This window comes from Micromonospora chokoriensis, from assembly GCF_900091505.1.
In the GTDB taxonomy this organism is placed as follows: domain Bacteria; phylum Actinomycetota; class Actinomycetes; order Mycobacteriales; family Micromonosporaceae; genus Micromonospora; species Micromonospora chokoriensis.
Map to the genome: position 1 here is coordinate 3,771,547 of NZ_LT607409.1, position 13,759 is coordinate 3,785,305.

Below are 13,759 nucleotides of genomic sequence, written 5' to 3' on the forward strand. Positions count from 1 at the left end.
TCCCTGACGTCCCGCCGTTCGACTGTCGAAACCCTGGTCACTGGTCGTATCGTCGGCCGTCACCATGACCACGATGACCCGGCCGGGACGATCCCGGTACGCCGATCTGATCGTCCTCGGTGTCGAGGTGGCGGTGCTCGCGGCCGCCGTCGGCATCGGCGCGCTGCTCAACCACCGGGGCGTGCGGCTCTACGCCGACGCCGCCCCGCTCTATGCCACCTGGAAGCCCCACCTGGGCTTCGGCACCCCCGTCGCGCTCCTCGTCGGGGCGCTGTTCGCCTGGCGCGGTACGCGCTGGGGAGCCGACACACGCTGGCCGCGGCTGCTGGTCGTCGGCTATCTCGCCTCGGTGCTCTGGACGCTGTCCCTGGCGCTGGTGGACGGCTGGTCGGCCGGGTTGACCGAGCGGCTCACCGTGCAGGCCGAGTACCTGCACGAGGTGCCCCGGGTGGCGGACGTCGGCACGATGCTGTCCGGCTTCGCCGACCGCATCCTCGACTTCCAACCGAACTCGTGGTCGACCCACACCGCCGCTCATCCGCCGGGTGCGCTGCTGTTCTTCGTCGGGTTGGACCGGATCGGCCTGGGCGGCGGGGCCGCCGCCGGGCTCGCCTGTGTGCTGCTCGGGGCCACGGTGTCGGTGTCGGTCCCGGTGACGTTGCGGGCACTCGGCGCGGAGGACGCGGCTCGGGCGGTATGGCCGTTCCTGGTCCTCTTTCCGGGGGCGGTATGGGTGGGCGTGTCCGCGGACGGGATCTTCGCCGCGGTGGTCGCGGGCGGGCTGGCGTTGTTGGCGGTGGGCGGCCGGCCCGGGGCCGTACTCGGCGGGCTGCTGCTCGGGTTCGCGCTCTACCTGTCGTACGGCTTCGTGCTGGTCGGGCTGCTCGCGCTGACCGTGGTGCTGCTCCGGGCGCGGGACCGTCTCGTCGTCCTCGTGATCGCGGCGACGGCGGGCGCGGCAGTCGTCGTCGCGTTCACGGTGTCCGGTTTCTGGTGGCCGGACGGCTACCACCTGGTGACCCGTCGGTACTACCAGGGCTGGGCGGCGGATCGCCCGTACGGCTACTGGGTCTGGGCCAACCTGGCCGCCCTGCTGCTCTCGGCCGGCCCGGTGGTCGGTCCGGCGTTGCGGCGGGCGGTGGCCGCCGTGTCGCTGCGGCAACCACCAGCGCCGTCGGCGACGGTCGTCCGCCAGCGGATCACCGACGCCGGACCCACTGTGTGGTTGCCCGTCGCGGCGGCGGTGGCCGTGCTCGCGGCGGATCTCTCCGGGCTCAGCAAGGCCGAGGTGGAGCGGATCTGGCTGCCGTTCGCCGCTTGGCTGCTCGTCGCGACCGCCCACCTGCCCACCGGACACCGACGGTGGTGGCTGGCGGGACAGGCAGCCACGGCCCTCGCCGTCAACCACCTACTGTGGACGGTGTCCTGACCGCTGCCGGATCCCTCATCACCGCTGTGGTGAAGTCGGCGATGCCGGCGGTGAAGCCGATTCGGGCGGTGAATCCGAGCAGGCGGGTGGCGCGGGCCGGATCGGCCACGACGTGCCGTACGTCCGCCGCCCGCCCGCCCCCGACAGTGACGGGCGATGGTCCGTCCATCGCCACCGCCAGCTCGTGGGCCAACTCGCCGACGGTGTGCGGCTCACCGGAGCAGACATTGATCGGGGTCAGGGGATCCGGTGCCGGTGTCGTCAGGGCCAGCAGGTTGGCGGCGGCGATGTCCGTCACGTGCACGAAGTCGCGCCGTTGCCGTCCGTCCTCCAGGACCCGGGGCGGCCGCCCGACGGCCAGGGCCGACCGGAAGATCGACGCCACCCCGGCGTACGGGGTGTCGCGGGGCATCCGCGGTCCGTAGACGTTGTGGTAACGCAGCGCCCAGACCGACCCGCCGGTCTGCCGGGCCCAGGCACCGGCGAGATGCTCCTGAGCCACCTTCGTGGCGGCGTACGTGCTGTGCGGCTCCAACGGCGCGTCCTCCGGCACGAGGCCGGGGGAGAGCGTCCGGTCGCAGCGAGGGCAGGTCGGCTCGTACCGGCCCTCGGCCAGATCGGCGGTCCGACGGCCGGAGGGCCGGACGACTCCGTGTGTCGGGCAGTGGTAGCGGCCCTCGCCGTAGACGACCATCGAGCTGGCCAGCACGAGGCGTCGTACCCCGGTGGTGTGCATCGCCGCGAGGAGGGTGGCCGTGCCGAGGTCGTTGTACGCGGTGTACCGGGGAGCGTCGGCCGGGTCGATGCCGTGGCCGACCATGGCTGCCTGATGGCAGACCGCGTCCACCCCGGCCAGGAGCCGGGCCAGCAGGTCAGCGTCACGGACGTCGCCCACCACGAGGTGGTGCCGATCGGTCCAGGGCGGCGCCGTCGCGCCGTGCGCCTCCGGCAGGAGCGCGTCGAGAGCCACCACCTCGTGCCCGTGTTCGGTGAGCAGGTCGGCGATGTGTGAGCCGATGAATCCGGCCGCACCGGTGACGAGGATCCGCATTCCGGTCACGGTATGACCTGGCGTACCCCCGCGTGCGTGTGTGGGCCCCGGTCGTAAGAACCTCGCAAGGTTTGCGCGGTGGGAGCGCACCTCGGTGCGTGGCTACGCTGGCCGGATGGACCTGCGGGGGAAGAGGTGACGGGGACACAGCGGGTGCTGGTGGTCGACGACGATCAGACCGTGAGTGACGTCATCCGTCGTTACCTGGAGAACGACGGCTTCCAGGTGAGCCTGGCGGCCGACGGCGCGGAGGCGCTGGAGGCGGTGGAGCGGGAGAAGCCGCACCTGGTCGTCCTGGACCTGATGCTGCCCCGGATCAGCGGTCTCCAGGTGTGCCGGCAGCTGCGGGTACGGCCGGACGGCGTACCGATCGTCATGCTGACGGCGCGCGGGGACGAGGCCGACCGGATCCTCGGATTGCAGCTCGGCGCGGACGACTACCTGACCAAGCCCTTCTCCCCCCGGGAACTGGTGCTGCGGGTCCGTTCGGTGCTCCGTCGCGCCGCCGGCGGGCCGGCACCCGAGCGGCCGGAGGCGCTGACCGACGGTGGCCTGGTGGTGCACACCACCTCCCGAACCGCCCACCTCGCCGGCCGCGAGTTGGCGCTGACGCTGCGCGAATTCGACCTGCTCGTCCACCTCATGCGGCACCCGTCCAGGGTGTTCGGCAGAGCCGAACTCTTGGAGCAGGTCTGGGGATGGAACTTCGGGGACCACTCGACGGTGACTGTGCACGTTCGCAGGCTGCGCGAGAAGATCGAGGCCGACCCGGCCGATCCGCGGCGGATCGTGACCATCTGGGGCGTCGGCTACCGCTACGAGCCGACCCATGCGTGACCTGCTGCTGATCTTCGCGATCGCCCTCGGCGCGGCGCTGGGCATCGGACTCGCCGGCGCGATGCTGCTCCGTGCGCTTCGGCGCAGGTCGATCACCGTGCATCTCAGCGTTCTGCTCACCACCACGGTGGTCGCCGTCGCGGTCGGGGTGATGGCGGTCGCGGAGGCCATGTTCCTCTCTCCACACGACCTTGAGGTCGTCCTGATCACCGTCGCGGCGGCGGCGGTGGTCAGCCTCGCCGTCGGCGGGCACTTCGGCCGCCGGCTGGCACGCGCCGCGATCTGGCGCGACCAGGCCCGCGAGCGGGAACGACAACTGGAGAAGGGTCGGCGTGACCTGGTCGCCTGGGTCTCCCACGACCTGCGTACGCCGCTCGCCGGGCTCCGGGCCATGGCCGAGGCGCTGGAGGACCGGGTGGTCCGTGACCCGGAGACGGTCGACGACTACCACCGACGGATCCGGCTGGAGACCGACCGGATGACCCGTCTCGTCGACGACCTGTTCGAGCTGTCCCGGATCAACGCGGGCGCGCTGCGGTTGTCGTTGACGGCGGTGCCGCTCGGTGAGGTGGTGTCGGACGCGCTGGCCACCACGTTTCCGTTGGCCGACGCTCGCCGGATCACGCTCGTCGCCAGCGAGTCGGGGTGGCCGACCGTCGCCGCGAGCGAGCCGGAGCTGGCGCGGGTCGTCGCCAACCTGCTGCTCAACGCGGTCCGCTACACGCCGGAGGACGGCACGGTACGCATCGAAGCCGGCCGCGAGGAGGACCACGCCTGGCTGTCGATCACCGACACCTGCGGCGGCATTCCCCCGGCCGACCTTCCGCGGGTGTTTGACATCGCGTTCCGCGGTGAGCCGGCCCGCACCCCCGGCCCCGGCGACGGCGGGGCGTCCGGAGGGCTCGGCCTGGCCATCGTCCACGGTCTGGTGGAGGCGCACGGAGGTCGGGTCGAGGTGCGCAACACCTCGGACGGCTGCCAGTTCATGGTCCGGCTGGCCACGGTCTGACGGAACGGTGCGCCAGGATCGTCGTACGACCCGGCCGACAGCTTTCCCGGGATGACGTCGCGGTCGTTTCCCTGCGCGCTTTCCGGTCTTTGTCTCCCGGTTGCCGGTCGGGTTGTCGTGGTGCCGTGAAGGTCAGCCGAAGGCGGGCAGAAGGCGGCCTGGTTCGAGTCATTCGGTGGTTGACAAGAGTCTTGCGGGCAGGTCTTTGTAAATGACTGCGACCTCCCGGTCGAGGTCCGGTGTGGATCCGACGCCATCGCGTGCTTTGCATAGGCGTCCATGATTCTGTTGGTATTCGGATGGGTGTAGGCCGGGCGGGAGCGTGTCTGACCTGCGCGGGATTCCTATTTCGACCTCGACTTCGTCGGGTGTGTCCCGGCCGGGTGGGTGAGGGGTGATTTACTGGGTTTCAGGGATATTGTTCGGTCCATTTCTACGGGTTCTGCGGCACGCTCGAAAAGAACCTGCGCCGTGGTGTCGGATGATGGAATGGACGCAGGTATCTTCGACATTCGATGGCTTTCCGGTATAGTGACCATTCCCCTTTGAGTGTGCCGGAAAGCGTCTGATCTGCGTGATGACATCTGGGCTGGAAAATGCGTCAACAGGCCTGCGCTTCGTCGGCCGGCGACCACAGTTGGCGCGTATCGAGAGGGCCCAGGACGGTGCCCTGAGCCGGGGCCGCCAGATGGTGTGCGAGGTGGTCGGGGAGCCCGGCATCGGCAAGACCCGGTTCGTCCACGAGGCGCTGGAACGGTGCGTTCCCGTCTTCCCCCGAGCGGTCGGCACCTGCGCGCCGGACGAGCGAGGCGTTCCCTTCCACGTGTTCCGGCACGCCTTCACGGAGGGGCAGCCACTGCGCCGAGGGCTCCGTCTCGGGCGGTTCGCCGGGGAGACCTGGATGGAGTCCGCCGCGGCGGAGCCACCGGGTCCGGTGCGGCCGTCGGACGCCCGACGGTTTCGTACCTACCAACTGGCCCGTCGGTTGATCGGCCTGGCGGCCCGGGACGGTCTGGCGCTGGTCCTGGACGACCTGCACTGGGCGGACGCCTCCTCCGCCGGCCTGATCGCCCACCTCCTGCGCTATCCGGTGCCCGCCCCCCTCCTGCTCGTGCTCGTCTACCGCCCACGGCAGATGGCGACCCCGATGCCGTTCGGCCCGCCGGATCCCCGGGAACAGGCCGATGCGGCGCCGGCGGCACACGACCGGATCGAGTTGGACCCGCTCAGCCTCGCCGAGGTCGCGACGCTGCACCCGCACGTCGACCAGGCGGAACTGCGGGTCCGGTACGACATCACCGGCGGCAACCCCGGTTACCTGGCGGCGCTGCCCGGCGGCCCCGCATCGGACGGCGTCGACCCGATCCGGGAGGCGCAGGGCGCCTGGTTGTCCGACGCCGTGCTGGCCGTGCTGCGCCGCGAATGGGCGGACCTGCCGCCCGTCGAGCTGACCTGCCTGCGGGCCGGGTCGGTCGTCGACGCCCCCTTCGCCGCCGACCTGCTCGCCGCGATCGCGCAGGTGCCCACGGCACGGGCGGTCGAGGCCGGCTGGCGGTTGGCCCGGCTCGACCTGCTTCGCCCGGTGCCCGGCACCGGACGGTTCGCCTTCCGGCACCCGGTGCTGCGGATGGCTGTCGCGCAGGACACCGATCCGGCGTGGCGGTCGGAGGCCTGCGCGCGGGCGCTCACCGCGCTGGTCGAGCTGGGCGCGCCACCAACGGACCAGGCCCGTTACGCGGAGCGCCTGCTCGCCCTGCCGAACGGCCGCTGGGCCGAACGCTGCGTCGACGTGCTCTGCCAGGCGGCCCAGGAGATCCGCCGCGAGACACCCGAGCTGGCCATCCGCTGGCTGCGGCTGGCGCTGCGGGCGCTACGGCCCACGGCCGACTCGACGCAGCGCCGCCGGGACGTGGCGCTCGCGCTCGCGCAGATCACCGGGGAGGCGGGCAACCTGCTCGAGAGCAGGGCGCTGCTCCAGGAGATCGTGCCGCTGTTCCCCGCCGACCCGCAGGGACGACGGGCGCGGGCGGTCGCCCTCTGGGCGCGCGTGGAACGGCTGCTCGGCAACTACCCGGAGGCGGCGGCGATCAGCCGACGCGAGCTGGCCGCCCTGCCGGTCGGTGCCACACCCGGCGTCGGCTACCGACTCGCCACCGAGATCGACGTCGCCGGCATCCTGGCCGGCCGCCGTCGGGCCGCCGGTCCGCCCGACGCGCTCACCGGTGATCCCGGCGGGGGATCCGCCGTCGACCGAGCAGGCCTGCTGGCCGTACGCGGCCTGGCCGCCGTCCACGACGGTGCGCTCGACGACGCCCGGAGTCTGCTCGACGCGGGCGCCCGGATCGTCGACGCGCTGCCGGACCGGGACGTACGCGACCACCCCGACTGCCTCACCGCCCTCGGCCTGACCGAGTTGTACCTCGAACGGCAGGCCGACGCGGCGCGGCACCTCGACCGTGGGCTGACCCTCGTCCGCGCCTCGCACCGGGACGACGGGCTGTGCCAGTTGCTGCTCGGTCGCAGCCAGGTCGCCTACCACGGCGGTCACCTGCCCACGGCCATCGGCCTGGCCACCGAGGCGGGGATCGTCGCCCGGCGCATCGGCAGCCACCACCTGCTGAGCTTCGCCCTGGCGTTCGAGGCGGAGGCGACGGCCTGGCGTGGTGGCCCTCGCGACGACGACCGGGCGGTGGCGCTGGCCCGCAGCGCCGTCGGAATCGCCACCGACCTCGCCACCTGGTGCGGTCGTACCGCCGTGTTGGCGTTGGCGACCGCGGCACTGCTGTCCGGTGATCCCGCGACCTGCACCGAGCTGGTGCTCTCGGCCGGCGGCGACAGCCGGCTGAGCCGCCTGCAGACCACTCTCCGGCCGATGTGGTTCGAGCTGCTCAGCGCCGCCGCGCTCGCCGCCGGCGAGGTGACCGAGGCCGAGCGGCAGGCACGGCGGGCGATGGCCGAGGCCGACCAGATCGGTCTCGCCGGGCAGCGCGGCTTCGCCGAGTCGGCGTACGGCGAGGTGCTGCTCGCCCGTGGTGAGGTCCCGGCGGCGATGCTGCACCTGGAGGCCGCGGCCGACCTGTTCCGCGCCGGCGGGATGGCACTGCGGCGCAGTCTCGCGCTGGCTTCCCTGGCCCGTGCCGCCGAAGCCGAGGACCAGGCCGGCCGGGCGGCGCGGGCCCGCCGTCGGGCGCTGGAACTGGCCGGGTGGTGTGGCACCGAACGGGTCGGCCTCCGACTGGCCCGCCCGGTCGGTCCGGCCGAGGTGGCCGCCCTGACCGACCGGGAATGGCACATCGCCCGCCTGGCGGCGACCGGGGCCACCAGCCGCCTGATCGGGCGGCAGCTGAACATCAGCCCCCGCACCGTGGAGGCGCACCTGACCCGGATCTACCGCAAGGCGGGCGTCGCCTCCCGGTCGGGTCTGGTCGCCTGGGTCGCCCGGCTCGATGACACCGATCGGTGAACGTCAACCGGGCTCGATGACGTCGTTCGGTGCAACGGCGACGGGCCCGGCAACACGAGGCCGCGCCGCCCCCGGCATGGCCCGAGAGTCGCTCACATACTCGACTGCATCGGGCGCGATTCCCGTCGACCGGTGGTGGATGGAGGACGAGATGCTGGGCAGAAGATCCGTCAGGAGCCCGCGTACCCCCGCCGCGCCGGTGCCGCTCGCCGCCGCCGTGGTGGCGCTGCTCGTGCTGGCCGGCTGTGGTGGCGAGCCGGTGGACGCGGCCACCCCGTCGACCGACGGTTCGGCCACGTTCGGTCGCGAGCGGGCCGCGCTGGTGCTCACCGCCTTCGACCAGGCCGACTCGGCCGCCTCGGTGGCCGGTGACGTCGAGGCGCTGCGGACCCAGGAGGTCTCGCCCTCGCTGGACCTCAGCATCGCCGCGGTCCGCCGGGCCGCCTACAACCAGCGTCCGCAACCGGCGTTCCAGCACATCAACCCGGCGTTCGCCGTGCCGCCCGGCGACCCGGCCTGCTTCCTGGCCACGGCCACCCTCAAGTTGAGCGGCTCGGAACTGGCCCCCACCGACGTCAGCCAGTTCGTGCTCGGCGACGACGGCCAGTGGAAGCTCAGCCACAACGTCCAGGTCACCCAGCCCTCGCTGGTGGTCGCCCGGAGCATCGACGGCCGGCCCGCCACGCAGGGCGGCACGGCCCTGGACGAGACCAGCCGTCGGGCCCTCGCCGCCGAGGTCTTCGCCCGCAGCATCGGCTCCACGACGGGCAACCGTTCCCTCGTCGCGTCGAGTCCGCTGCTCGACGGCCAGTTCGCCGGCGGGTGGGAGGTCTACGGGCAGCAGCTCGCCGGTGTCGGAGCAGCGGTGCAGCGGACGATGGACCGGGCCGAATGGTCCGACTGCGCGGTAGCCGTACCGTCCGGCACGCTGGTCTTCCTGACGATCCACGCCACCGACACGCTGCGCCCGGCGCCCGGCGGCCCGGCCACCGTCACGATGGTGCCGCAGAGCCCGGATCTGATCGCCACCGGTCATCGCACGGCGGTCAGCGGCACGTCGATCCGGGTGACCCGGGTGGAGACCTTCCTGCTGCTCGTACCGGCACAGGCCACCGGCACCTCGGTGCTGGGTCTCAACGACACCGCGCTGACCGTCACCGCCGGCTGACCTCTCCGCCGACCGTTGCGGTCGCCGCCGACGGCAGAAACCGGTGGCATCACTCGGACCGGGCACCAGTGGACCGCGACGATGGCAGCAGCCGTGATCGCCGGCAGCGGGTCGGCGGGTGCCACGGTCCGGCCACCAGGCTCGGGAGGAACCATGTGGCGTCCGCGCTTCCGATCGGACTACGCGCAGGTGCGACTGCCCGACGGCCCACTGGTGGTGCTGGGGGAGACCCGCAGCCTGATCATCGACGACCCGGTCGCCGCGGAGCTGGCCGACCAGCTCGACGGCGTCGCGCCGTTGGCCGACGTGGTGAACCGGCTGGCCACCCGGTATCCGGTCACCGCCGTCGCCGCCGCCCTCGCCCGGCTACGCGATCACGGCCTGCTGGTGTCCGGTCCGGCGGGCACCGCACCGCCGGAGGCCGCCGGATGGGACGCCCGGGGTGTCCCGCCCGAAGCGGGGCACCGGTGGATGGCCGAGGGTTCGGTCACCATCGTGGACCTTGGGGCGCCCCGGGCGGCGGAGACCGCCGACGCGCTGCGCTCCCTCGGGCTCGCCGTCACTGTGGTCGGACCGGACGGCACCGACGACGTGCCGGTCACCGCCCAGGTGCTGGTGCTGCCGTCGTCGATGCTCGACCCCCGACTGGCGCTGGTCAACGACCGCCATCTGGCCGCCGGTCGGGCGTGGACCCTGGCTCGACCCCACGGCAACGTCGTCCTCCTCGGCCCGCACCTGGTGCCGGGTCGCACCGGCTGCTGGGCCTGCCTGCGGCAGCGGTGGCAGGAGAACGAGCAGGTGAACGCCTTCCTGAACGGGCAGGACCTGAGCGAACCCCTGCCACAGCCGGGCCGGGCGGTCCTGCCCGGGCTGGCCACAGCGGCCGCCGGGCTGCTCGCCACCGAACTCGCCGTGCTCGCCGTCCGGGGCTCGTCCCCCCGCCTCACCGGCCGGATGGTCGCCCTGGACACCCGGGACCTGAGCATGGAGAGCCACCAGCTCGTACGCCAGCCGCAGTGCCCCGCCTGCGGCGACCCGGACCTCGTCGGCAAGGCCGAGCCACGGATCGACCTGCCGCCGAGCGGCGCCCAGCCCAGCCGGGGCGACGACTCCCGCACCCGGGAACCGGCGGAGGTGTACGCCGCTCTGGCCCACCACGTCAGCCGGTACCTGGGCGTGGTGAGCCGACTGACCCCGTTGGAGGCGACCGACAACGGCGTCACCCACACCTACTCGGCCGGGCACAACTTCGCGCAGCCCCGCCAGCTCGCCGGGCTGCGGCGCAACCTGCGCGGGCAGAGTGGCGGCAAGGGCCGCACCGACCTCCAGGCGCGGATGAGCGCGATCGGCGAGGCGGTGGAGCGCTACTGCGGGGTGTGGCGCGGCGACCGCCCGGTGCACCGGGCGACGTACCGCCAGCTCGGTCCGGACCGAGCCGTGCACCTGCGGGAGCTGCTGCTGTTCTCGGAGCGCCAGTACGCCGAACGGGACCGGCTCAACGCCGGCCTCGGCCACCTGCACCGCGTACCCCGCGAGCTCGGTGACGAGGTGGAGCTGGACTGGACCACGGGCTGGTCGCTGACCCGGCGCACACCACGCGAGCTGCCCGCCGCGTACTGCTGGTACGGGCATCCGGAGCTGACCGGGCTCGGGGTGTGCTCGGCCGACTCCAACGGCTGCGCCGCCGGCGGCACCCTGTCCGAGGCGATCCTGCAGGGCTTCTGCGAGCTCGTGGAGCGGGACAGCGTCGCCCTGTGGTGGTACCACCGCTCGCGGATGCCCGGGGTGGACCTCGCCTCGTTCGCCGACCCGTGGATGACCGCCTGCGTCGACCACCACGCCACCGTCCTGGGCCGTGAGCTGTGGGCCCTCGACCTGACCGCCGACCTCGGCGTGCCCACGTTCGCCGCGGTGTCCCGGCGATCCGACGGCGGGCCGGAGGACGTCCTGGTCGGCTTCGGCGCGCACCTGGACGCCCGCGTCGCGCTGAACCGGGCGCTCACCGAGGTCAACCAGTTCCTGCCCGCCGTTCCCGGGCCCACCTCCGATCGCAACAGGTACGGCGTCGACGATCCGGACACCGCACTGTGGTTCGGCACCGTACGGGTGGCCGATCACCAGTGGCTCTCCCCGGACCCCACCAGAGCGCCCCGCACCGCCGCCGACCACCCGCGGTTGACCACCGGCGACGTCGGAGACGACGTGCGGGCCTGCGTACGCCGGGCGGAGCGGGCCGGCCTGGAGGTGATCGTCGTGGACCAGTCCCGTCCGGACGTCGATCTGGCGGTGGTGAAGGTCGTGGTGCCGGGTCTGCGGCACTTCTGGCGTCGGCTCGGTCCCGGTCGGCTGTGGGACGTGCCGGCCCACCTCGGCCGGGGCCCGCTGGCCGCCGACGAGACGACGGCCAACCCGCTGAACGTCTTCTTCTAGCGAGGGGTGCGCAGATGACCACCGTGGTGGGACCGGCCGGTCGGCGGTCGTCGTGAGCGGCGCCGTCGGCGGTCCGCCGATCCAGGAGGCGTACCGGCTGCGCCGCGACGCGCACCTGCGCCTCGACGAGGACGGCTCGCTGACCCTGCGGCAGACCCGCTTCCAGCTGACCCTGGAGCGACCGGGCATGGGCCGGCGGGCACTGCTGCTGCAACTCGCCACCGACTGGGTCAGCGACGTCGAGGTCGGCCGTCTGATCAGCGGCCTGGAGGGGGAGAGCCGGGTGCTGGCCGCCCAGCTGCTGCTGCGCCGGTTGCTCGCCCACTCCTGGCTGGAGCGCCGCCTCCAGGTCGACGACCGTGCGTTGCTCGACCTGGTGCCCACCGGACTGGGTCGGGGCAGCCTGCCGGAGAGCCGCCCGCACACACCCGGGGCGCGTCACCGGCTCTCCCGCTTCGCCACCCTCTCCCACGAACAGGGCCGGCTGGTGGCCGCCTCGCCGCTGAGCACCTTCGCCGTCGGCTGCGCCGACGTCGCCCTCGGCGCGGTGCTGGTCGCCGCCGTGCCCGGCGTCGGACCCGACACGGTGGCCCGCACGCTCGGTGTCCGACCGGCGGCCGCCGGCCGGGTGCTCGACGAGTTGGTCACCGCCCGGATCCTGGTCACCGATGCGGAGTTCGAGGCGGAGTGCGACGACGCGCCACTGGCCTACTGGTCACCTGAGGAGCTGCGGCTGCACCACCGCTCCCGGGCCGGCCGGCACGCGCTGCCGGTCGGGGGCACCTACCGGATGCGGGAACGCTTCGCCCCCCAACCGCTGCGCCGCCCGTACGACGGCGGTCGCGCGATCGACCTGCCGCTGCCGGACCTGGCGACGATCGCCAAGGTGGAACCCGCCTTCAGTCAGATCGTCGCGGAACGGCGCAGCGTGCGCGAACACGACGACTCCGCGCCGCTGCCGCTGGAGCGGCTGGCGGAGTTCCTGTACCGGTCTCAGCACACCAGTGCCGCCGGCGAGGCCGGCGGGCAGGAGGTCGGTCATCGGCCCTACCCGGGCGGCGGCGGCGTCTACGAGCTGGAGATCTACCCGCTGGTCGCCCGATGCGTCGGGCTCGATCCCGGGCTCTACCACTACGACGCGGTCGGGCACCGGCTGGAACCGGTCGCCGCCTGGGGGGCGGCCGCCGACCGGTTGCTCGCGTACGCCCGGGCGGCCGGCGCCATGCCCCGGCCGCCGCAGACGGTCCTGGTGGTCACCGCCCGGGTCCAGCGGCTGATGTGGAAGTACGAAGGGATGAGCTACGCCATGATTCTCAAGGACGCGGGGGTGCTGACCCAGCAGATGTACCTCGTCGCCACCGCCATGGAGTTGGCGCCGTGCGCTCTCGGCGCCGGGGACTCCCAGGCCTTCGCCGAGTTGTCCGGGCTCGATCCGCTGGTCGAGCCGAGCGTCGCCGACTTTCTGCTCGGCTCGCGCCGTGCCGCCGGCCCACCCGCGACGGGGGGCCGGTCATGAAGTTCCGGCGACAGGCGCTGCGTCAGCTGGAGGCCCCCGAGCAGTTGGACCGGGCGGTCCGGCTGACCACCGTGCCGCACTGGCTGGCCACCGCCGCGCTGGTCATCGTGGTGGTCGCCGCGGGCGTCTGGTCGGTACGCACCGTGGTGCCCCGCACCGTCGAGGCCGCCGGGGTGCTGATCCACTCCAACGGGATCTCCGCCCTCGACGCGATCGACAGCGGTCAGGTCACCAAGGTCTGGGCGTCCCCACACCAGCGGGTGGCCAAGGGCACTCCCCTCTACAGCCTGCGCACCATGGACGGCAAGGTGGTGGTGGAGAACGCGCCGGGTGACGCGTACGTCGTGGCCTGGCTGGTGTCGGAGGGGGAGATCGTCACCCCGGGCACGCACCTGGCGGATCTGGAGCGGCTCGACACCGCCGGGGACGCGTTGCAGGCGGTCGTGTACGCGCCGGCCGTCGCCGCCCCGCTGCTGCAACCCGGGGTACCCGTCGAAGTGGCCGCCGCGGCGGCACCGCGCAACGTGTTCGGCACCCTGGCCGGTCAGGTGGCCACCGTCGGCGCGTTCCCGGAGACCGAGGCGTCGCTGCGTGCCTTCCTGGGCACCGGGCCGGACGTGCGGCGGTTGCTGGCGCACGGCAGCGTGATCCGGGTGACCGTCGCCCTGGAGCCCGACCCGGCCGCGCCGGGCGGTCTGCGGTGGACGAAGACGCCGCCGCCGTTCCAGCTCAACTCGGCGAGCGAGGTCACCGCCTGGTTCACAGTGGACGAGGAGCACCCGATCGACTGGTTGCTGCGGCGATGAGCGCGCCGTCGACAGCGGTTCCGAACGCACCGGAGCTGCCCAGGATCCGG

The 13,759-nt window shown here is 73.1% G+C and carries 9 protein-coding genes; 8 read left to right on the forward strand and 1 reads right to left on the reverse strand.

Annotated elements, in window-relative coordinates:
• Window positions 1–73 precede the first annotated feature (73 nt).
• A complete protein-coding gene (locus GA0070612_RS17545) occupies window positions 74–1,429 on the forward strand; it encodes a hypothetical protein (protein ID WP_231924223.1) in 1,356 nt (451 codons plus the stop codon).
• Here GA0070612_RS17545 and GA0070612_RS17550 read toward each other — a convergent pair.
• Window positions 1,401–2,480, reverse strand: coding sequence for an NAD-dependent epimerase/dehydratase family protein (locus tag GA0070612_RS17550; protein ID WP_088988879.1), 1,080 nt, complete (start codon window positions 2,478–2,480; stop codon window positions 1,401–1,403). The two genes, GA0070612_RS17545 and GA0070612_RS17550, sit on opposite strands and share 29 nt — an antisense overlap.
• A 135-nt stretch (window positions 2,481–2,615) precedes the next feature.
• On the opposite strand from GA0070612_RS17550, the gene GA0070612_RS17555 reads away from it, so the two are divergent.
• From GA0070612_RS17555 to GA0070612_RS17585, 7 genes are all read left to right on the forward strand, one after another.
• Entirely contained in the window at window positions 2,616–3,317 is a 702-nt protein-coding gene (locus GA0070612_RS17555) for a response regulator transcription factor (RefSeq protein WP_197699166.1), read from the forward strand.
• The gene (locus GA0070612_RS17560) at window positions 3,310–4,326 is read left to right on the forward strand and encodes a sensor histidine kinase (protein ID WP_088988881.1); all 1,017 of its coding nucleotides are present in this window, start codon (window positions 3,310–3,312) and stop codon (window positions 4,324–4,326) included. The genes GA0070612_RS17555 and GA0070612_RS17560 overlap by 8 nt, the downstream gene beginning before the upstream one ends.
• 577 nt (window positions 4,327–4,903) lie before the next feature.
• Complete coding sequence (locus GA0070612_RS32820) at window positions 4,904–7,789, forward strand: helix-turn-helix transcriptional regulator (protein ID WP_088988882.1); 2,886 nt, start codon at window positions 4,904–4,906, stop codon at window positions 7,787–7,789.
• 151 nt (window positions 7,790–7,940) lie between these two features.
• Window positions 7,941–8,957, forward strand: a complete 1,017-nt coding sequence (locus GA0070612_RS17570; protein ID WP_157742526.1) for a hypothetical protein — start codon at window positions 7,941–7,943, stop codon at window positions 8,955–8,957.
• Between the two features lie 153 nt (window positions 8,958–9,110).
• Window positions 9,111–11,387: a TOMM precursor leader peptide-binding protein gene (locus GA0070612_RS17575; protein WP_167393643.1), complete on the forward strand. Its 2,277-nt coding sequence runs from the start codon at window positions 9,111–9,113 to the stop codon at window positions 11,385–11,387.
• Between the two features lie 52 nt (window positions 11,388–11,439).
• A complete protein-coding gene (locus tag GA0070612_RS17580) occupies window positions 11,440–12,903 on the forward strand; it encodes a SagB/ThcOx family dehydrogenase (RefSeq protein ID WP_088988885.1) in 1,464 nt (487 codons plus the stop codon).
• Window positions 12,900–13,709 carry an HlyD family efflux transporter periplasmic adaptor subunit gene (locus GA0070612_RS17585; protein WP_088988886.1) on the forward strand — a complete coding sequence of 270 codons (810 nt, stop codon included), beginning with the start codon at window positions 12,900–12,902 and terminating at the stop codon, window positions 13,707–13,709. Before GA0070612_RS17580 ends, GA0070612_RS17585 begins: the two co-directional genes overlap by 4 nt.
• Window positions 13,710–13,759 lie beyond the last annotated feature (50 nt).

What these genes read in the sequence shown, in the direction of transcription:
- GA0070612_RS17545 (WP_231924223.1), top strand. Translation starts at nt 74, where the DNA reads ATGACCCGGCCGGGACGATCCCGGTACGCCGATCTGATCGTCCTCGGT.
- GA0070612_RS17550 (WP_088988879.1), bottom strand. Translation starts at nt 2,480, where the DNA reads ATGCGGATCCTCGTCACCGGTGCGGCCGGATTCATCGGCTCACACATC.
- GA0070612_RS17560 (WP_088988881.1), top strand. Translation starts at nt 3,310, where the DNA reads ATGCGTGACCTGCTGCTGATCTTCGCGATCGCCCTCGGCGCGGCGCTG.
- GA0070612_RS32820 (WP_088988882.1), top strand. Translation starts at nt 4,904, where the DNA reads ATGACATCTGGGCTGGAAAATGCGTCAACAGGCCTGCGCTTCGTCGGC.
- GA0070612_RS17570 (WP_157742526.1), top strand. Translation starts at nt 7,941, where the DNA reads ATGCTGGGCAGAAGATCCGTCAGGAGCCCGCGTACCCCCGCCGCGCCG.
- GA0070612_RS17575 (WP_167393643.1), top strand. Translation starts at nt 9,111, where the DNA reads ATGTGGCGTCCGCGCTTCCGATCGGACTACGCGCAGGTGCGACTGCCC.
- GA0070612_RS17585 (WP_088988886.1), top strand. Translation starts at nt 12,900, where the DNA reads ATGAAGTTCCGGCGACAGGCGCTGCGTCAGCTGGAGGCCCCCGAGCAG.